Source organism: Gordonia sp. i37 (assembly GCF_002043085.1).
In the GTDB taxonomy this organism is placed as follows: domain Bacteria; phylum Actinomycetota; class Actinomycetes; order Mycobacteriales; family Mycobacteriaceae; genus Gordonia; species Gordonia polyisoprenivorans.
Genome location: NZ_MVPX01000257.1, coordinates 12,817 through 32,728, shown reverse-complemented (window position 1 = coordinate 32,728; position 19,912 = coordinate 12,817). Strand labels below are relative to the sequence as shown.

Sequence of the window (19,912 nt, the reverse complement as noted above, 5' to 3'; positions counted from 1 at the left end):
AGCGGGAATCGGAGCGAGTTTCTTTGTGGTTCTGGATAGTTCGTTGTTGAGTTCCTCCACCAGATCGATGGCGACACCCAGCTGATCGTTGACACCACTCACCGTGGAATTGGCGCTGGTCGCGATCGTCCGGAGAGATCCTGCCGACTCCTTGAGCGAGGCTGCGATCTGCTGCAGCGACACCGCGATCTGCTGATCGCCCTGTCCTGCGGCCAACAGCCGCTGCATGTTGGGCACGAGGTCGGCGAGATTGCCGACGTCGACCGCTGCCGACTTGTTGAGGTCGGTCAGCACGCCTTGCAACTGTTCGAGTTGGTGCCGTGCGGTGGCCGGTGCCGAGAGATCGGCACGTTGATCGAAATAGTCGTTGGCGGTGTGGAAGTTGCCGACGACCTGGCGCGCACTGTGCTGGACCGCCAGACCCTTGTGGATGGTCACCAGGACGAGGGCGAACAGGACGACCGCGACGATGGCAGCCACCCGACCGATCCATTCGGTGGCGACCGCGAATCCGCTCGATCCGCGGATCTCGCCGGAATCGATATCGGGACGCATACGTAGCGTCTCGCCATCGCGATACGGCATGTCCTCGGTACGGACGTCGGTCCGGTGAAGATCGGCAAGAGTACCCAGGTGATAATTCCACGGGTGCTCGGCACTTGATGACATTGTCGTTCTTTCAGCTCGTGAGAATAGTGATGGCGGGAACGCGACGACTGGGGATCACCGCATCAGCCGGGCAGCGGGAGCATCTGGTTTATCGTTCTGGCCGAGGCGACCGCGCTACGCAGGTCGGCGACCAACCCCTTTGCAGTCGTGAGCAATTGATCTCCCTGATCACCGAACGCCCCTGCCGAGGCCACCAGTGGGGTGACGGTTTTTTTGACCTTGACCATCAGGCCCTGGATCGTCGTCAACTGCTCGTTGGTCAATTCCGCACCGCCGGTGCTGGAGTCCAACAACCCTGCCGCCTCCCCGATCGCGCTGTTGAGATCGGTTAGCAGAGGTCCGAGCTTCCGGGTGGCGTCGAGCGCTGTCTGCGCGGTGTGGGTCAGATCGGTGAGCTGCGCGAGTTCCTTGGTCACCTTGTCGTTGACCTCGTCGATCCGGCCGGATGCCCCGACCGTGGTGAGATTGGCGCGCTGCTGGTTGTCGAGCCGACCGTTGAGGGTGAACACCACAAAACTCAGCAGCAGCAAGACCGCAAGCAGGACCACCGCCCACACCATTCGCGCCGGACCGCCGGCCCGTCCGAAGAATGTCATCGCGTCCTCACCTTCCCGAGAGATCGCCCGCGCCGTTGGCTGCAGACAGTCTGGCCTGATGTACCTTTGCCGCCGTCGATGCTGCGTCGTCGAGAATCCCCTGCAGGGTTGCGCGGTCTGCCGCGACGGCCGCCGTCGCGCCGTCGACCGGCGGCTGCAGCGCCTTGATCCGCGAGGTCAAGGTGTTCAACGAACCGACGAGGTCGCCGACATTGGCATTCGCCGTCGAGAGAATCGGCACCATATCCGTACGTATTTGTCCCACAAGTGTTTTGAGCTGGTCGGCGACAGCCGCATCGGTCTTGAGTACCGATGCCAGTGATGCATCGAGGCTGTCGAGGGCATTGAATGCGGTCAGGGTGACCTCTTCGTGACCGACGATCCGATCGAGCGCCGGGTTGTACTTCGATGCCGACCCCACCGCGGCATCGAGTCGATACGGCGTCGCCACCAGGTTGTAGATCCGCGGCGTGAGATAGAAGATCACGACCACGAGGAGGATCAGCAACCCGATCGCCCGGAGCCAGAAGGTCCGCGACGATCTCGGTGAATTGTCCTCATCGACAGCATGTCTCGCGGCCGAAGCGGTCATGAGTCGACCACCGACAAGAGTGCGATCGTCCGCAGGGAGGCCACGGTATGCGACAGCAGTCCCTTCACCACCAATTTGTGCGCCAGGATCTGGCCGAGAACTCCCATGCCGCGTTTGGTGAAGAAGCCGACCGGCACCAGCCCGCCGGCCTTCATCTGCAACTGGGACACATCGAGGATCTGGTCGACGGTCGCCATGACGGTGACGCTCGGCTTTCCGACGACATCGTTGTAGACAACGGCTTCCTCGGTACCGAAAACGATGGTGCACGCCGTCTCGGTGTCGGTGCTGTAGATGGTGACCGGCCGCGACATCTTCTTGGCGGTCTTGACCCGCGCCGGGAAGTTCGCCAGATTCTGGCCCAACAGGGTGGAGACGACGTTTGCCACACCGTTGGCGTCGTCACCGTCGTAGAGCGAGGTGCTGTATACGGTGGTCTCTGCGGTACTCATGGGTTCTTCCTCTTGATCTTGGTGAACGTTGTTATCCCACAACAGGAGCCGGCCAGATCTTCGAGCACGATCTGTCACCGGCTCCTGCCCGTGCCGCGATGGCCTTGGATGGGAGTGGTCAGGTCGTCAGATGTCCCAGTCGGTCGGGACCTGTCCCCACGACAGGAGGAAGGCGTTGAAGGCGCCCGCATTCTCGATGGCTGCCGACATCGGCCCCTTGGCGAACTTGATCTTGCCGGCCAGCAACAGTTTGCCGCCGTCGCTCTCCCCTGCGGCGACCCGCTGCCAGGTGTCGAGGTTTGCGACGATCCGCAGCCAGAGATCGTCCTCGGGGAACTGAGGCGGGGTCCACACGGTCACCTTCGCCTCTTCCCACTCCAGGTGGCTTGCCAGATCGTCGCGGCCGATCGTGCCGAACTCCATCCGATTGGTGAACGAACCCGGATCCTTGAAACCCTTGTACACCTCGGGGTTGGAATTGACCGCCTCCTGTGCAGCAGCACACCACTCGGCGGAAAAGAACTTCAGTTTGTCGGACATGCGATGCAACCCCTTACCAGAGATGATGTGGCGCCACAGAAAACCTCCGCGCCACACTGTGATTGAAAAAGCAAACTAGCTCTGTGTGTGACCACTCTCACTGCCACAGGCTGCGCTCAGCCTAATCTGGATTTCTCTCACTCGTCAATTACTGATTCCTGCAGTAATTTTCCGACATCCGTGACATCGACCGATGAACCGCCACCGACCACGTGATTCATCCCGCGTGGACGCGGGAGAGCTCGCCCGGGGTCACCCGGAATCGCCGCTTGAATTCGCTGATGAAATGGGAGGCGTTGGCGTAACCCACGGTCCGCGCGATGTCGCTTACCGACGCCGCCGGGTCGCTGAGGAGCATCGTGTGCGCGGCCTCGAGCCGCACACGCTTGAGATACTGGTATGGTGTTGTGCCGGTGCTGGCCCGGAACGAATGTGCAAAAGCCGAAGGGCTCAACGAGACCTCGCGCGCAAGATCGGTGACGGTGATGTTGGCGGTGAGGTTCTCCCGCATGTACCGGACCGCTTGATGGACGGGGTCTGCCTGTCCGGCGTCTCGTAGCGCCGAGGTGAACACCGGTCGCACCTCCGGGACCCGAAACAGAAGGTGAGCGATCTCTTCGTAGTAGAGCGGTGCCAACGTCCGGCGGGATCGCTCGTCACCGAGCGCCTGTACGAAACGCCCCAGAGCACAACGTAATTCGGGACCATAGGGAAAGGCGGCCACCCCGTCGGGCTGATCGGCCTGCAAAGTCGGGGCATCGAGTCCGTCGACGATGTCATACGCCGCCCGGCGACAGCATTCCTGCGTGAGTTCCACCGACAAGGTGAGATGATTGCGAAACTCATTACCGCCCAATGCCATCAAGCCGCTCTGGACGCCAGTCGCGATGGCGAATCCCCAGCCTGGTCCGGGAACGAAGGCTCGACGCGGGGTGGTGGTGTGGAGGTGGCCTCGAATCGCGAAACAGAACACCGGCCCGCTCTGGCTCCCGGCGACCGTGATCTCGGGTCCGGTGAACCGAAGCAGCTGCACACCGGGCCACGCCAGGCGCAGTTCCCCGACGGACCTCAGCCCGCCGGAGGAATCAACCAGGAGCGTTTCCAGCAGATCCGACAGTCGCGACTCACCGGCCGGCCTTCCCGCGCACCACGACGCGGACGGATCTGTGCCTCGGGTATCCGTCATGGCTCTCATCCATCTTCAGGTCACCGCCACGGTGGACCCTCGTTCTGACCACGGCCACCCGCGCCGGACACCCCGGCGCGGGTGGCCGGTCTAGAGTCGGTCGGCGAGCCGGCGCGCCGACAGCTGGATCGCCTCCCATACGGTCGCAAACGGTGGCGCGTACGACAGATCCATCTCCGCGAGATGGTCGACGCTCATCTCTCCCCACAGAGCAGCAGCAGCCGTGTCGATCCGCTTGCCCGCGCCACGACCACCGACGATCTGCACGCCCAGCAAACTGCGTGAGCCCCGATCGGCGATGACATTCGTCATGATCGGGGCACGCTCGGCCATGTACCCACTGGCCGTGCCACCCTCGGTGACCAACCCTTCGGGGTCGTACCCCACTTCGACGGCCTGCCCCATACTCAATCCGGTCCGCGCGATCTCGACGTGGGTGTCACCGACACTGAACCGGGTGATGGCGGTGCCCAGCGCACCATTGAACTTTCGGCTTTCACCCATCACATTGAAACCGCAGATGCGCCCCTGCTTGTTCGCGTGGGTTCCCAACGGCAGGAACGCATTCTTACCCCGCATCCGGTCGTACACCTCGCAACAATCCCCGGCCGCCCAGACGTTCTCGGCGAGCCGCTGATGCTCGTCGGTGAGATATCCACCGTGTTCGCCGACGGCGAGTCCGGCATCGGCGCCGAGCGCAGATGCCGGCGTCACTCCGAGCCCGAGCATGATGAGATCGACATCGATCTCCTCCCCGCCACTCATCCGGACGCGTTTGGTCCCGTCGTCGGCGACCGTGATGCCGTCGACCACGGTGTCGGTGAGCACCTGGACCCCGGCCTGGCCGAGGGCGGACTCGATGCGTTCGCTCATCACCCGGTCCATCGAACTCATCACTCGCGACCGGGTGACCAGGGTGCACTCGTAACCCCGCTCACGCAAAGCCTCGGCCATCTCGAGTCCGATGTAGCCGCCTCCAACGACCAGGCCACGTCGCAGGTGCGGGCGAGGACTAACCTCGAGCACCTCGAGCCAATAGCGCGCGTCCTCCAGAGTCTTGACGGCCTTGATGCCCCGGTACATCCGCCCATCCGCATCGCGCGCCCACGCCGGAATCAGCGGCTCGGCGCCGGTCGCCAACACCAACTTGTCGAACTCGAAAGGTTCCCTTGCTCCGGTACCGGTTTCGGCGACGACCACCCGCCCCTGCATGTCCAGTTCCACCGCGGTGGCACCCAGCCGCAGATCGACTCCCATCGCCCGATGCTTCTCCGGGGTCCTCGCGCTCAGCTCGTCCGGCGAATCGACGAGACCACTTACCAAATAAGGGATTCCGCACGCCGAGTAGGAGGTATCCCGCGTCCGCTCGAGGACCACCACCTCGACGGCCCGACCGAGGGTGCGGGCCGTGCGCAATGCCTGGTGTGCCGCACTCATGCCGGCTGCGTCGGCGCCGACGACCAGAATCCGTTCCGCCACCGTCATCGCTGCCCCATCCGAGTCGCCACGATCGCATCCGCCCAGTCGATGACGCGTGTACCCAGCGCGGTACCACACAATGCGTCGATCTCGCGGATACCCGTCGGGCTCGTCACGTTGACCTCAGTCAGCATGCCACCGATGATGTCGATCCCGGCGAAATGAATCCCGTTCGCCGACAACAAAGGTGCCAGTTCGGCACAGATCTCGCAGTCTCTCGCGGTCACCGCGTCGGCGGCAACGGATGCGCCCGCGGCCATATTGCACCGGAATTCGCCATGCGAGGCCAGTCGTCGGATCACCCCGACGGGTTCACCGTCGAGCACGATCACCCGGCGATCACCGTCGCTGACCTGAGGGAGATATTTCTGTATCACCACCTGTCCCTGACCCGACCGGGTGGCCGAATCCAGGATCGAACCCAGATTGGGATCACCGGGCCGCAGCATCATGATGCCACGACCACCCATACCGTCGGTCGGTTTGAGTACCGCAGCTCCCCACTGACGAACCGTCGCCGCGATCAACTCGCGGTCCGCGGTCACGATCGTCGGAGGCCCCAGATGCGGCAGACGGAGGGCGAAGAGCTTCTCGTTGGCCTCCCGCAGTGATCGTGGTGAGTTAACCATCAATGTCCGGTGCGGATCGACGAAGTCGAGAATGTATGTGGCCCTGAGGTAGTCGGCGTCCACCGGGGGATCGGTACGCATGAACACCGCGGCGGCCTCGTCGAGCACCAGGTCCTCGGCCGGCGCGATCGTGTACCAATCGGGTTTGGTGATCCAGTGGCCATCGGCCAGGACCGCAGGGCTCAGCGTCACCTCCGACACCCGCGCGACCGCACGTCCGTCGCGGATGGAAAGACCACCGATCTCGGTGACCAGCACCCGATGGTGCGCCAACTGCGCGGCCTCCATGAGCGCGACCGACGTATCATGGTGCGGCTGTAGATCTTTGAGCGGGTCGATGATGAACACGTAGGGTCGGCCCGCACGCGCGGCCCGGCCACCGCACTCGGCGGCGAGCATCGAGGGGGCGCGCGTCATCGCTTCACGCCCGTCGTGGCGCCCTGTACGCCGACTCCCTCGTACCATCCGCGCGGCACCAGTCCGGCGCGAGCCGCCCCCAACGGGCTCTGTCCGCGGACGATGGTGCCGAAGGCAGCGGTGTTGTGCCCGACGTCGTCGCCCCAGATCGATCCGTAGCCGTCGCGGTGACGCGCATGGGTGAACAGCCGATCGAGGTCGGAATGCGTGGCCCAGGTGCTGATGGTCAGCACCGGTCCGCTCGGCTCACCCACGGCGTCGAGCAACGGGATCGCCCGGGCTGCCGGCCCCAGTTCGATGACCGTCGGGCTGACCAGCCACCCCATGCGGTGTGCGATGTCGTCACGCACGGCTCCGCCGCAGCGGACGCGCCCACCGGCAGCAGCGAGGCGATGGACGCGAGACATCGTGCGGCGCCGCTGGAGTTCCACCGGAAGCGGTGCCGGGCGCACGATTCGGACCTGTTCGGTCACCGCCTCGATGACCCGCTCGGCGAGATCCTGGTGCACCGCGATGGCGTGCAGCCCGAACAGCGCGCCGGCACTGTTCACGCGGACGGCGGCGGCGGTCTCGGCCGCGAGGTTAACGATGTCATCGTCGCTTGCGCCCGGAAAGACCATGGCGGCATTGCCGCCACCGCGCAGCGTCGTGAGCGGGACATGGGTGAACGGATAGGCGCGAGAGGCGCGTGCGAGCGTGTTCTCGTTGCCGTGCACACACAGCCGTCCCAGGTCGGGGCTGCTGATCAGTGCGGCGCCGACATCGACCCCGGTGCCCTGGACGATGTTGATCACCCCGGGCGGGAAGCCGACCTCACCGGCGATCAAAGCTATTGCGTCCGGGGTGAGAGCACCACGCAGAGAGGGCTTCACGACGACGGTGTGGCCGTCGACGAGTGCCGAGAACACCGACAAGAGTATCTCGGAGATCGGCAGGCCCCAGGAGAGTATGTGTCCGGACACCGCCGGGGGTTGGTCGGCGGGAGTACCCAGAACGCGCTCGGCGAGACGGCCACGCGCAAGCTTGAGGGTGGCGTCGAGCAGCGCCGTCGAATCCGACCACGACAGACCGGATTCGGTGCACTGCAGGCGGGCCAGATCCGAACTCAGCTCGGTGCAGCGTTGCAGGAGCCGGGCCAGCGAGCGGCCGCGCGTCTGCGACTCCCGCCACGGGCCGTGCAGTGCATCGCTTGCCGCGGAGATCGCCCGGGTGACATCGATCCGCGACGACAACGGCACCTCGGTGGTGATCGTGCTGTCCAACGGGTTGCGGATCTCGAATTCGTATGGCGCAGCCGGGAACTTCCATTCACCGCCGATGAAGTTGCGACCATAGTTGTCGTCTGTGGGCAGTGCGTTGGGAAGAGTGTCGACGATCATGATGGTCCTTTCCGAGATCATCGGGTAGTGATGACGGATTGTCGCGCGGGTGGTCAGGCTATGAAGCGGTCGAAGAAGACACGGTCGGCGAGCGCGCTGCGCTCCCGTAGCAGCGCGCGCAGGGCGGCGTCGACCATACCGGCCGGCCCTGCGAGGTAGATGTCGTGGCCGGACAAGTCGTCCCAATCCTGGGCGACCGCGTCGATGACGAGGCCCGGTCGCACGGTCATGTTCGCAGGAACCGTCAGGTCATCGGCCGGCTCCTGCACCGACAAGGTCACCCGGGCACCCATCGCGGCGAGCTTCTCCAGGCGTTCGATCACCACGAGATCGGTCCCTCGCCGAACCCCGAAGTAGAAGTCCAGCTGCGGGCACTTGCCCTGTGACAGCACGCGATCGGTGATCGCCAGGACCGGCGCCAGGCCGGTACCGCCGGCGATCGAGACGACCGGCCGATCGGAATCGTGCCGCGCGTACGCCCGACCGTACGGTCCCTCGACGAGAAGATCGTCTCCCGAGGCCAGGTGTTCGAAGAGCCATCGCGAACCCGCACCACCGGGTTTGGCCCGGATGATGAATTCGATGTCGGTGCTGCCGATCTCGCCGGCCGGATGGGCCATCGAGTAGGCGCGGCGGATACCGTCGGCGGATTCAAGGAGCATGAACTGCCCGGGCAGGTAGTCGACCGGCTCGTCGAAACCCAGCACGAACAGGGCAGTGTCCTCGGTGAGCATCTCGCGGCGCCGCAGCACGGCGCTCATCTTGCGGGGAACCGGTTCAGGTGCAGCCGGCTCCTCACCGAGGACCGGCGCCTTGAGGCGACAGTCCTCGGTGGGAACCGACTGACACATGAGGATGCGATTACCGCGCCGGCGGTCGCGATCGGTGAGCCCGGTCGCATCCGGCCACAGCGATTCGACGCTCCCTTCGAGCAGTTGCGCGCGGCAGCTCCCGCAGCCTCCACTGGCGCACTCGTAGGGTAACGACAGACCCGCGCGCAAACCTGCCCGAAGCAGGGTTTCGCCCGGTTCACAGTCGATTCGACGGTTGTGGTTCACGAATTCCGCCGACGCTGTCATGGCACTCCTTGTTCTTCTCGGCGCTGTACTGCTGGGCGCAGTACCGCGCGACGCGGTCCTACTGGGCGCGGAGTCCGACGGACTCGAGCATGCCGTGCCAGGTCGATCGCACATCGGCCTCGATGGCATCGGACTTCCGGCCGCTCAGGGTGGCCAGCAGTGCCGCCCCCGCTCGGAGCATCTCGTCGCCACGGTCGACCCAGTCGTTGAGATGTCCTTGCAGCACCTCGAGGTTTGCCGGGTCGGCTTCGGTGAGATGCTTGACGAGGGCGGTCGTCCACCGCACGCTGCGCTCGCTGTCGTTGAGCAGATTCTCGGCGATCAACGAGTCCAACCGTGCTCCGCACGCACTCAGCTGCCGGGATGCCTGCGCCAGGAACAGTTGGTCGGCGATCGGCTTGACAACGAGATTCGTCACGACAAACGCGCGGTCCCAGTCGAATTCGACCAAGGCCCACTCGAACGCCTCACGGATCGGCTGCCATTGCGGATTCTCGGTCCAGTCGGCCTTCTCACCGGTCGCGAAACCTCGGTCGGGGTGAGCAAGTTTCAACTGGGTCGTCCGGTAGGCGAGCAACTGCACGCGGCGCAGCTGATCGGCCGTCTGGAAGGCGGCGCAGTTGGCGACGTAGCTGCTCACCGCGAGCTGCTGCACATAGGCCGACAGCATCTGCTGGCTGTGTGCGACATACCGGGTGGGCGTGATCGCGGTACGTAGCAGCGAGAGCTGCTCCTCGTTGAGACCTTCGTCGTACCCTTCCGAGTCGAATTGCTCGAGGAGGTACTCGACGTAGGTTTCCTGGTCGTCCTGGCTCGCGACGTAGGTGCCGTAGATCATCGCGTCGGGATCACGGAACGCATCCCAATCGACGTTGTTCAGCGGCATCGAATCACGGTGTTCGCGCAACCACACGTTGCCGTGGACGTCCGGTCCCATCTCCAGCGGAACCTCACCGGTGGTGTGGTTCATGTTGTGGGTCAGGATCTCGTATTCGGTGGGTCGGCGCCCCAGATTGCCGAACGCGCTCCACGTCTTGAGCCCGCGCTTACGGGCCTTCGTTGCTTTCTCGCTCATCATTCACGCCTCATTCTCGTAGTACCAGCGGTATTCGTTGGTTCGAGTCGACAACCGGCCTTTGAAAGAGGGCATGTCGATCTCCAGGGCCGACAACGCATATGCCTGGCCGTAGAACTTCGCCAAGCTCACCTGGGTGAGCCGGCACTCGCCCACCGTGTGAATCCGGACGTAGTCGTCGCGGTCGAGGACCAGGACGTCACGGTCGGGGTTGTCGGCTTCGATCGCGTCGATGACCGCCTCGGCGAGATCGCCCGAGCGGATGACAGGTCCCACCAGATTGGGAGACGACTCCCCACCGGATTCCATCTCGAGAACACTCATTGGATTTTCGTACTCCTCATTCATGCAGTGGCGGCGTGACTGCGCAGCCGCACTTGGATCACGCCGTCCACCACACGGACGTCATGCGATTTCAGACAGGTATCGGTGGGATTGACGCCGTCACCGGTGAGCGCATCGAACTGCCACTCGTGAGCCCGGCACGTGACGACCCCGTTCTCCAGTTCGCCTTCCACGAGCGAGATGCTCTGGTGTGGACAGATTCCGTCGTAGGCACGAACCTCGCCGTCGACCTTCACGACGAGCACCTCCTCGTCGCCCACATCGAACGATTCCATCTCACCGTCCCAGAGCTCGTCCGCCTCGACGAGGTCGACGAAGTCGCCTTCACCCACCGGACACCCCCGCGGTCTCCCGGAACCGGACATCGAACCACTGCAGGGGAGGTACCGGCTGTGCGGCGAAGGTCTCCTCGACCTTGCCGGTCGGGGGCAACACCTTGCCATTGAGAAGAACGTCGTAGCCGGGATGCGGATCGCGGGCGGCGACCCGCCGTCCAACGCTGTGCAGCGCAACCTTTTTGGCCACCTCGTCCCAGGTGTCCTCGGTGTCGATGGCCACCAGGTGCGGAACGAAGTCGGTCACGAACCGGCCGGTGATGGGGAATGGTGCCATGGGACTACTCCTTTCGAGCTCGTCAGGCCATCGCCGTCGCGGCGACGGTCGAAGCGGAATCGGCAGCCGGGGTCTCGGCATAGTCCTTCGCCCACGCGTACTCGTAGACGTCGTCACCCATGACATCGGGTGTCAGGCCCATGTAGAGCAGACCGCCGGCGAGGTCGGCAGGCTGGATCTGACCGGCGATGAACCTGTCGATGAAGTTCTGGTGGCCGGCGTACCGCTCGGGATCCTGCTCGAAGCACCACTTTGAGATGTCGGAGTCGAAATGGTACAGCCGCCCCTTGTACTCGAGGCTGTGGTCGGCCAACTCGTGCCGCGAGAACGCGGAGCCGAGCGGCAGCTGCGTGAGGTTACACAGCGAGGGCAGCGTATCGGGCAGCGTGTTCTCGATGCGGTCGACGTTGACGTTGTGGATGATCTCGTCCCACATGACGCCCCAGTTGTCTTCCCACGTCGGGTACTTCTCGTTGAGCCAGGCCCGCTCGTCCTTGGACACACCGGCATTCGGCTTCCAGAACAGGGTGGGACGCCAGAACCAGGTACCGATGTGCATCGCGTGGTGACCGTTCTCCAGCGACAGCAGGAACTTGTCCCAGTACCACGGCTTCTTCAGGCCGTAATCGTTGAGGATGCGCTCGTGGTGGTTAACGATCCACTCCAGCATGAACTCCTTGAAGCTCATCTTGCGCTGTTCGAGCGGCGTGTAGTAGTCCATCGCGGGCCCGGTCAACGTCTGGAACAGACGCGTCGCCCGCCAGAACGCGACGTCGAGCGCGGTCTGGGCGCGCTGCGGGTCGTGCTCCATCAGAACCTCGAGTGTCGGGAATCCCTGCTGGGCGTGGCGGGCCTCATCGGTCTGGATGGAGGACAACAGATTCGACCAGTTGATGTCGCCGGCTTCCATGGCATCGGCGGCCAGCGCCACGAACTGGATGTTGGTGAATCCGTGCTCCACGGTGAGGCTGCTGGCCAGCGCAGCCTCGACGCAGTCGGCGTTGAGCATCGCGTCGTCGAAGAAGTTCTTGACGGCCAGCACACCCCACTCGTTGGTATGGAATGCCTTCTGCGCCCAGTCGAATCGCGGGTCCTTCTTCAGCAGGTCGTGCGAGAAGCGCATGTCGAGCTGGGTGTGGCGGGTCTCGTCGAGCATGCCGAACACACCGAGGTTGCGCCACCGCGTCGAGGGCGCGAAGCGGCAGAACCTGCTCTGCATCGTCACGGCCATGTGCTCGACCATGCAGGTGGTGCCCATGTGCAGGTGGGAGGCGGCCACGTGTGCGGGGTCGAGCTTCTCGTAGAGCCCGGCACGTCCGAGTGCACCGCTGACCGCCTTGACACCGGATTCCTTCTCACGCTGGATGCGCACGTAATCGCGGTAGGACACCCGGAACGGCTCATCCCACTTGGACCAGGCCTCCTTGGGGATGTCACCCACTCCGGACCACGCTGCGGGGAATGCCACCTTGGGATCGACGTAACTCAACTCCCAATCGAGATCTCGTGAGGTGTCATACCAATCGTCTCTGTTCAACAACATGTGTTGTGCCTTCCCTCTCGTATCACTACGGATATCCCATTCCGGGCTGCATTCGGGTCATCGGCAGACGCCGACCGCGGATGAGTAGTTCTCGGTATTCGGTTGTGTTGTCGGTGTGTTGGACCGACACCGGGGATCGAGTCAGCGGGTGACTCGGACCACCTTGATGTCGGTGTAGGCGAGGACTCCGTGGATCGACTGCTCGACCCCGAGGCCGGACTGCTTGATCCCGCCGAAGGGAACGTCCGAGGTGAGCAGCGGGTGGTTGTTGATCCACACCGAGCCGGCCTCGATCCGGTCGGCGATAGCGCGCGACCGGGATTCGTCGGACGACCAGACCGACGCCCCGAGCCCCAGGGGTGAATTGTTCGCACGCGCGATCACGTCGTCGACGTCGTCGTAGGTCAGGACCGGAAGCACCGGGCCGAACTGCTCCTCGGCCGCCAGCGGAACGTCGTCGGCAAGTCCACGCACCAGGGTGATGGGGTGGAAATAGCCTGGGCCGTCCGGGATCTCACCGCGGAAGTAGACCTCGGCACCACGCCGCTCCGCGTCCTCGACGTAACCGGCGACCTTACGGTACTGCGCCTCGTTCTGGATCGGGCCCATATCGACACCCTCGTCCAGTCCGTTGCCCACGGTCACGGTCTTGGCGATCTCGGCGAGGGCTTCCTCGATCTGTGACGCCAGACCGGTGGGCACGTAGAGCCGCTTGAGCCCGGCGCACACCTGTCCGCAGTTCGACAGCCCACCCCAGTACAGACCCGCCGCGATCGCCTCCACGTCGACGTCGTCGAGCACGATGCCCGGGTCGTTGCCACCGAGTTCGAGGGTCAGTCGCTTGAGCGTCGGACCGGCGGCCGACATGATCGACGTGCCGGCGCGTTCGGATCCGGTGAAGCTGATCTTGTTGATACCCGGATGCGTCGAGATTGCCTTGCCGAGATCGTCACCGCCACTGAGGACCTGGACCACACCGGCCGGCAGCACCTCTTGCGCCAACTCGCCGAGGCGAAGCGTGGCGACCGGCGTCAACGGCGACGGCTTGAGGATGATCGGGCTGCCGGTCACCAATGCCGGGCCGATCTTCCACAGTGCCAGCAGCAACGGATAGTTCCAGGCGGTGATCCCACCGACCACACCCACCGGTTCCCGATGCACCTCGACGAGTTCGTTCTCGTCATCCCGGATCACCTCGACCGGAATGTCGAGACCCGCATATCGGGTCAATGCCCTTAGACCCGAATCGATTTCGCCCGCAGCCTTGGCGAGCGGCTTGCCCTGCTCCAGGGTCACCAGACGGGCGAGCTCGTCGATGTTGTCCCGGACCTTGTCGACGAACGCCAGGGTCAGTGCCTGTCGATCGGAGAGGTCGCGGGCCCGCCAGTCGATTGCTGCCTCGCGTGCTGCGTCGACAGCCACATCGAGATCCCCGACACCAGCCTCCGGCACCTCGGTGAACACCTGCTCGGTGGCCGGATTCAGCACCGGCCGCCGGGTGTCGGTGTGAACGACAGCGCCGTCGATGGTCAGCCCCGGCGCCGCCGTGCGATCCGTGGTGCTCGTGCTGGTCATGCCTTTTGTCCCTCCGGTCGGAAAAGTGTCTGAAACTGTTCTGCTGAGTAGTTCTTGTTGTCCTGCTTGGCCTTTTCCTCGCGCGGATCGTTGATTCGCACCTTCGCCGCGGGGCGCGCGGCGATTCGATCCGACCATTCCTTGACTCTCGGGTAGTCGCCAATCGAGATGCCGTGCCCCTTGGCGACACGCGTCCACGGGAAGCAGGAGATGTCGGCAATCGAATACTCTCCGCCGACGAGATACTCCCGACTCTCGAGCCTGGTCTCGAGTATCCGATAGATGCGCGCGATCTCGTTTGCGTATCGTCCTCGCGCATAAGGGATGTCGTGACCGGCCTTCGGCGCGTATGTGGTGAAATGTGCAGCCTGCCCCGACATCGGACCCTGATTGGCCACCTGCCAGAAGAGCCACGCCAGGGCCTCATAGCGCAACGCCGGATCCGTGGGCAGGAGCTTGCCGGTCTTCTCGGCGAGGTACACCAGGATCGCGCCCGACTCGAACAACGGCAAGGGCCGGCCACCGGGGCCATCGTGGTCCACGATGGCCGGCACCTTACTGTTCGGATTGACCTCCACATACTGCGGCGCGAACTGATCACCGGCCGTGATGTCGGTCCACTTGATGTCGTACTCGAGGCCCAGCTCCTCGAGTGCGATCAAGATCTTCCGCACGTTGGGGCTGGTGTAGTAGTAGAGATCAATCATGTCCTGGAGACTTTCTGGTCTGGTCGAGATCCCTAGGGAGGGAATCAGATGTCGTATTCCTTGCGGATGCGATCCATGTAGTCGACGAGGTTCTGCTTCGACTGGACGTATCCGGTGCCCAGCCACTGCTGGGGCTGGTCGGCCACGTGCCGCAGTGTCGAGTACACCGAGGCGTCGATGCTGTGCAGCTTGTCGCCGAAGAAATACGGCTTGTCGCCGAGGAAGTCGGAGATCGCGTCGATGTCGGCCTTGAAGAAGTCGAACACGACGGCCTCGCTACGACGCCCCATGCCCTGGCCGTCGAATTCGGCGAGAATGCGACCGCGGAAGGCGTCGAGCCCTTCGCGCATCTCCGGGGTCACCTCCGCACCCTGGACGATGTAGGGGATGTAGACCTCCCACCCCTGGTCATCACGCCACCGCGGCTGGATGATGCCGCTCCAGTAGAGGTGCTCCTCGATGAGACGGTTCCATGCGAGCGCCTGTGCGCGTTGCTCTTTCGTGAGATCTGCGTCGAGCTTGTCGCCGTACTTCTCCTTGAAGTGGGCGATGATGGTATTGGAGTCGCCGACCTTGTTTCCATCGTCCTCGACGATGTAGGGCAACTTGCCGTGCGGCGAATCCTGGTCCAGGGTCGCGAGATCCTGGGACTTGTGCTCGAACGGGATTCCGGTGAAGGTCATGTAGTTGACGACCTTGGTCACGTACGGGCTGATGTCGGGGATGCCCCAGGCCGGAACATAGCCGAAGACGGTTGTGGTCATTGTGTTGATTTCCTTCCACATTGAGGGTGAGGGGATACTGCGATATTCCTTGCCGGAGAACCGTTCGCCGACGTCGCGGTCACCAGTCGAGATAGGTGCCGTTCGAGTGTTGGAACCGACCAGAGGTCTGGGGGGTCAGGTTGTCGATGTTCCGGATGAGGCCGGCGGCAGCCTGATCGGCGGTGATGTACTCATGATCACCCGGGAAGTCCTTGGTGAGGTCGGTGGCGACCATTCCCGGATGCAGCATCAGTACACTCACGCCGGCTTTGGAGAGATCGTGATGGAGGTTGAGCCCCACCATGTTCGCCGCCGCCTTGGAGATGCGGTAGGCGTACATTCCGCCGGAGGTGTTGTCCACCAGCGATCCGACGCGACTCGTCACGATGCCGACCTTGGCGCCAGGGATGAGGAGTCCCCGGAGCGCCTCGACTGTGCGCAGCGGTCCGATCGCGTTGATCTCGAATTGCTTTCGGAACGAGTCGTAATCGATGTCGCCGAGTTCGTCGAGCCACATCACGCCGGCGACGTGATAGAGCGCGTCGAGTTTGACACCTTCGGCGGTGAGCCGTGCCGCGAGACGCTCGATGGACTCCCCCGACGACACATCCACCTGCGGTTGGACCGTGATGCCGTCCGCACGCAGATCGTCACCGTCGAAGAGGCAGGCCGCGATGACCTCGTCACCGCGAGCGTGCAGCTGTCGCACTATCGAGTGCGCAATGCCCTTGTCGGCTCCGACCACCAAAACGCTTGACATGTCTTTCCTTTCACGCCTGCGCGGTCGCGATGAGTTCCTGTTCCGACCCGAGAACGCCGGTGGCGATCAGCTGGTCGATCTCGTTGTCGGCGAATCCGTAGTCGGCGAGGACCTCGCGGTTGTGCTCACCGAGCTTGGGTGCACCACGCGGGGCGTCGGGCACCGTGCCGAGGAATCGCGCCGCCACACGGGCCTGGCGGAGACGTCCGGCGAACGGGTGCTCCGACTCGACCACGATGCCGGTGGAGAGCACCTGCGGGTGCTCGATCACCTCTGAGCGCTTGAGGATCGGTGCCGCGGGAACGTCGTGACCATCGAGGGCCTCGAGCCATTCTGCAGACGTCTTGTCGGTCAGAACGCTCTGGATCAGCTCCAGTCGTTCGTTGATGTTCTCCAAACGTCCTGTGGGAGTGGTGAATCGCTCGTCGTCGATCCACTCGGGATGACCCAGAGCGCGACACATGTTCTGCCACTCGACGTTGCTGTTGGTGGCGATGGTGATGTAGCCGTCCGCGGTCTGGTAGATGAGGTCGATGAAGCTACCGCCCTTCTCGATCGGCACCGGCTTGTCGGCGAAGGTGTAGGCACCCATGTCCGATGCCCACAGGAACGACAGCACCGCCTCGAGCATGGAGAGCCTGATGTGCTGTCCGTCGCCGCCGGAGCGCTCGCGGGCGAACAATGCGGCTGACAGTGCCTGGGCCGCAACAACTGCGGTGAGCTTGTCCGGGAGGATGGTACGGATCAGCCTCGGCCGCTCATTGTCCGAACCCGCCTGGACGGTCGTGAGCCCGGTGAGTCCCTGGATCAGCGAGTCGTAGACGCGCTGACCCGACAGCGGTCCACCCTCCCCGAACCCACTGAGCGAGAGATAGATGAGCCGACTGTTCAGCGGAGCCAGATCATCGTACGAGATCCCCAACCGCTCAACGACTCCTGGACGAAAGTTCTGAACGATCACGTCGGCGTCCGCCGCGAGGCGCTTGAACACTGCGACACCCTCCGGTGTCTTGAGATCCAGGGTTAGCGACCGCTTCGACCGGTTCACATTCACGAACATCGCCGACATGTCGCCGGATCGATTGGGTAGTGCCCGGACGTGGTCGCCCTTTCCCGGCACCTCCACCTTGATCACATCGGCACCCTGGTCGCCGAGGATGTCGGTGGCCCACGGGCCGGACATCATCGAGCAGAGGTCGAGGATCTTGATACCTGTCATAGGCCCACTCATGTGCAGCGCCTCTCATTGCAGATTCTGTGTCCGCTGTGCCAGCAGACACGGCATAGTGCCCAAGTGACTTGCCTCACTGAATGCTAGGGATTAATCTCTTAGTCGTCAACTACTTACCCGATAAGTTTCTTCGGCTTGCGGATTCTGACGAAATGGATGGCGCCATGCCCTCACACCTGAAAACCCTGTCCTGCAGGGGAGTACGCGAAATCGCAGCCGAGATGTTCAGCGGATGCGGAGCCGACAACGTGGGCGTCGAGGTCGAGTGGCCGGTCTTCGGCGTCGCGACGCTCGAAAGACCGACCATGGACATCCTCACCCCGCTCACCACCGAGCCACTTCCCGCCGACAGCCGGATCACGATCGAACCCGGTGGACAGATCGAACTCTCGACGCTGCCGCACACGTCGGCATCCGCGGCCCTTGCCGCGGTCGACACCGATGCCACCGAACTCCGCGATCGGCTGCGCAGTTACTCGTTCACGATGGCCGAGTGCGCGGTCGACACCGTGCGTGCACCGCAGCGCATCCTCGACAAGCCCCGATATGCGGCCATGGAGTCGTTCTATGCCGCACGTGGCGACGAAGGCCTGTGGATGATGGCGAACACCGCCTCCGTGCAGGTCAATCTCAGCCACCGCCCAGGTGGTGGTCACCTGCGCTGGTACGCACTGAACCGGATCGGGCCGGTCCTCATCGCGATGTTCGCCAACTCCCCCGGCCTCGGCCCGGACGGAAGCCGGTGGCGATCACTGCGTCAGGCGATCTGGAAGGGAATCGACCCCGGCCGCACCCGACCTGTCCCGGTCGGCGACTCGCCGGTACACGATTGGGCGTCCTACGCATTGGCGGCCGACGTGTTCTACATCAATACCGAGCAGGGACACGCCGTCGCCCCGGGGATGAGCTTCGGCGACTGGCTCACCAACGGCCACGAACTCGGCTGGCCGACCGCCGACGACCTGCGCTACCACCTCACGACACTGTTCCCACCGATTCGTCCGCGTGGGTGGCTCGAACTGCGGATGCTCGACGCACTCACTCCTGACGTCCGTCAGGTCGCGGTCCATGTCGCGGCCACCGCGGCCGACGACGAGGTATGTGCACGCATCCTGGAACTACCTGATACACACCATCTCTGGACGATCGCCGCACGAGACGGCCTGGCTCACCCGGTCCTGGCCAAGGGCGCACGCACGCTTGTCGCGACCGCGGTATCGGCATTGTCGTCGGCTCCCGAGACCTCCTCGGCGGCCGACGAGATCCTCGGCTTCGCCGAGGAGTACACCCACCGAGGCCGCTGTCCCGGCGACGACCGGCCCGATCTCACCGTCCCCGCGTTTCAGCGTCGCATGGCTGCCACGAGGGCTCGATGACGCATTCGGCGGCGCACCGCGAACTGTCCGGTTGCGCCGCGCCGGACGGCGGCATCACACGCCCGGTGACCGCCGAAGAACGCGAGGCGTTCGAGCGAGACGGCGTCGTCCGGCTGCCCGGCGTCATCGCGTCGGAGTGGATCGACTACCTACGAGAGGCCGTCGCCCGACTGATGGCGCGCGCAGACCACACCTCGCAGAACTACACCCCCGACGGCGTCCCCCGATTCTTCTCGCAGGCCTATCCGCGCTTCGTCGACGAAGCCTTCGACATATGGGCGCTGCACGGACCGACCCGCGAGATCGCGGCGCAGATGCAGCCCGCCAACAGCCGGCTGCGCTTCTTCTACGATCAGGTGTTCGCTCAAGAACCGGGCGCCGGCACCGGAGCGCCCTACCATCAGGACTTCGCCTATCTCCCGATTCGCGGCTCACTGCACTTTCGGATCTGGGTACCGCTGGACGTCGTCACGCCCGACAGTGGTGCGGTCCGCTACCTCAAGGGCTCGCATCGGGGGCCGGTGTATCGGCCACGGAGTTTCAGCGGCGACCCGAAGGTGTCGGCGATCTATGGACAATCCCCGTACCCGGAGATCCCCGAGGCGTTCACCGACAGTCCCGCAGCATGGTTCGTCGGCGAAGCCAATCCCGGGGACGCACTTCTGCATCATCCGAAGACCGTGCACGGGTCACCACGCAACGCATCGGCCCGATATCGGCGTGCGGTGACAACGATTTTCGTCGGCGACGACGTCGTCTGGGATCCGAGGCCGGGCACCTCCTTCGATCACATCGGCACCATCGGCGACTTCGATCCGCCCGATGTCATTGCCGGTCAACCGATCGCCGGCGATCTATTCCCGGTGGTCTGAGAACGCTGACACACCAAATTCCGCTCGAACGAAC

22 protein-coding genes are annotated in these 19,912 nt (G+C 64.0%); 2 read left to right on the top strand and 20 right to left on the bottom strand.

The annotated features are described in order from the left end of the window. From B1964_RS12330 to B1964_RS12235, 20 genes are all read right to left on the bottom strand, one after another. Window positions 1–669, bottom strand: a 669-nt coding sequence (locus tag B1964_RS12330) for a hypothetical protein (RefSeq protein WP_216354239.1), incomplete at its 3' end; no start/stop codon positions are given. A gap of 62 nt (window positions 670–731) precedes the next feature. Next, window positions 732–1,265 (bottom strand): hypothetical protein, encoded by a 534-nt coding sequence (locus B1964_RS12325; protein WP_079929943.1) that lies wholly within the window; start codon window positions 1,263–1,265, stop codon window positions 732–734. Window positions 1,266–1,272: 7 nt separating this feature from the next. After that, a complete protein-coding gene (locus B1964_RS12320; protein WP_079929942.1) occupies window positions 1,273–1,857 on the bottom strand; it encodes a hypothetical protein in 585 nt (194 codons plus the stop codon). Beyond that, the gene (locus B1964_RS12315) at window positions 1,854–2,309 is read right to left on the bottom strand and encodes a hypothetical protein (protein ID WP_079929941.1); all 456 of its coding nucleotides are present in this window, start codon (window positions 2,307–2,309) and stop codon (window positions 1,854–1,856) included. Before B1964_RS12315 ends, B1964_RS12320 begins: the two co-directional genes overlap by 4 nt. 126 nt (window positions 2,310–2,435) lie before the next feature. Beyond that, window positions 2,436–2,849, bottom strand: coding sequence for a hypothetical protein (locus B1964_RS12310; protein ID WP_079929940.1), 414 nt, complete (start codon window positions 2,847–2,849; stop codon window positions 2,436–2,438). Between the two features lie 217 nt (window positions 2,850–3,066). After that, window positions 3,067–4,035 (bottom strand): helix-turn-helix domain-containing protein, encoded by a 969-nt coding sequence (locus B1964_RS12305; protein WP_172398825.1) that lies wholly within the window; start codon window positions 4,033–4,035, stop codon window positions 3,067–3,069. A gap of 90 nt (window positions 4,036–4,125) precedes the next feature. Beyond that, the gene (locus B1964_RS12300) at window positions 4,126–5,520 is read right to left on the bottom strand and encodes an FAD-dependent oxidoreductase (protein WP_079929938.1); all 1,395 of its coding nucleotides are present in this window, start codon (window positions 5,518–5,520) and stop codon (window positions 4,126–4,128) included. Then, on the bottom strand, window positions 5,517–6,560 hold the full coding sequence (gene gshB / locus B1964_RS12295) for a glutathione synthase (RefSeq protein ID WP_253193973.1): 1,044 nt from the start codon (window positions 6,558–6,560) through the stop codon (window positions 5,517–5,519). The genes B1964_RS12300 and gshB overlap by 4 nt, the downstream gene beginning before the upstream one ends. Then, the gene (locus tag B1964_RS12290; protein WP_079929937.1) at window positions 6,557–7,939 is read right to left on the bottom strand and encodes an aldehyde dehydrogenase family protein; all 1,383 of its coding nucleotides are present in this window, start codon (window positions 7,937–7,939) and stop codon (window positions 6,557–6,559) included. Before B1964_RS12290 ends, gshB begins: the two co-directional genes overlap by 4 nt. Before the next feature lie 53 nt (window positions 7,940–7,992). After that, window positions 7,993–9,018, bottom strand: a complete 1,026-nt coding sequence (locus tag B1964_RS12285; RefSeq protein ID WP_079929936.1) for a 2Fe-2S iron-sulfur cluster binding domain-containing protein — start codon at window positions 9,016–9,018, stop codon at window positions 7,993–7,995. A gap of 58 nt (window positions 9,019–9,076) precedes the next feature. Next, on the bottom strand, window positions 9,077–10,093 hold the full coding sequence (locus B1964_RS12280) for a toluene hydroxylase (RefSeq protein WP_079929949.1): 1,017 nt from the start codon (window positions 10,091–10,093) through the stop codon (window positions 9,077–9,079). A 3-nt stretch (window positions 10,094–10,096) separates the two neighbouring features. Next, entirely contained in the window at window positions 10,097–10,417 is a 321-nt protein-coding gene (locus tag B1964_RS12275) for an MmoB/DmpM family protein (RefSeq protein WP_139765711.1), read from the bottom strand. Between the two features lie 20 nt (window positions 10,418–10,437). Continuing rightward, window positions 10,438–10,770 (bottom strand): Rieske 2Fe-2S domain-containing protein, encoded by a 333-nt coding sequence (locus B1964_RS12270; protein WP_276113510.1) that lies wholly within the window; start codon window positions 10,768–10,770, stop codon window positions 10,438–10,440. Next, window positions 10,763–11,050 (bottom strand): toluene-4-monooxygenase system B family protein, encoded by a 288-nt coding sequence (locus B1964_RS12265; RefSeq protein ID WP_079929934.1) that lies wholly within the window; start codon window positions 11,048–11,050, stop codon window positions 10,763–10,765. The genes B1964_RS12270 and B1964_RS12265 overlap by 8 nt, the downstream gene beginning before the upstream one ends. A 22-nt stretch (window positions 11,051–11,072) precedes the next feature. Beyond that, window positions 11,073–12,593, bottom strand: a complete 1,521-nt coding sequence (gene isoA, locus B1964_RS12260) for an isoprene monooxygenase oxygenase subunit alpha (RefSeq protein WP_079929933.1) — start codon at window positions 12,591–12,593, stop codon at window positions 11,073–11,075. Window positions 12,594–12,734: 141 nt separating this feature from the next. Further along, entirely contained in the window at window positions 12,735–14,168 is a 1,434-nt protein-coding gene (gene tadD, locus B1964_RS12255; protein WP_079929932.1) for a non-phosphorylative glyceraldehyde 3-phosphate dehydrogenase TadD, read from the bottom strand. Further along, a complete protein-coding gene (locus B1964_RS12250; protein WP_079929931.1) occupies window positions 14,165–14,875 on the bottom strand; it encodes a glutathione S-transferase N-terminal domain-containing protein in 711 nt (236 codons plus the stop codon). The genes tadD and B1964_RS12250 overlap by 4 nt, the downstream gene beginning before the upstream one ends. 44 nt (window positions 14,876–14,919) lie before the next feature. Then, window positions 14,920–15,639, bottom strand: coding sequence for a glutathione S-transferase C-terminal domain-containing protein (locus B1964_RS12245; protein ID WP_079929947.1), 720 nt, complete (start codon window positions 15,637–15,639; stop codon window positions 14,920–14,922). A 79-nt stretch (window positions 15,640–15,718) separates the two neighbouring features. Next, the gene (locus B1964_RS12240) at window positions 15,719–16,399 is read right to left on the bottom strand and encodes an SDR family oxidoreductase (RefSeq protein WP_079929930.1); all 681 of its coding nucleotides are present in this window, start codon (window positions 16,397–16,399) and stop codon (window positions 15,719–15,721) included. 10 nt (window positions 16,400–16,409) lie between these two features. After that, entirely contained in the window at window positions 16,410–17,618 is a 1,209-nt protein-coding gene (locus B1964_RS12235) for a CoA transferase (protein WP_079929929.1), read from the bottom strand. A 176-nt stretch (window positions 17,619–17,794) separates the two neighbouring features. Here B1964_RS12235 and B1964_RS12230 point away from each other — a divergent pair, with 176 nt between their 5' ends. Continuing rightward, window positions 17,795–19,006, top strand: coding sequence for a glutamate-cysteine ligase family protein (locus B1964_RS12230; RefSeq protein WP_253193972.1), 1,212 nt, complete (start codon window positions 17,795–17,797; stop codon window positions 19,004–19,006). Then, the gene (locus tag B1964_RS12225) at window positions 19,003–19,878 is read left to right on the top strand and encodes a phytanoyl-CoA dioxygenase family protein (RefSeq protein WP_079929927.1); all 876 of its coding nucleotides are present in this window, start codon (window positions 19,003–19,005) and stop codon (window positions 19,876–19,878) included. Before B1964_RS12230 ends, B1964_RS12225 begins: the two co-directional genes overlap by 4 nt. Window positions 19,879–19,912: the final 34 nt, after the last annotated feature.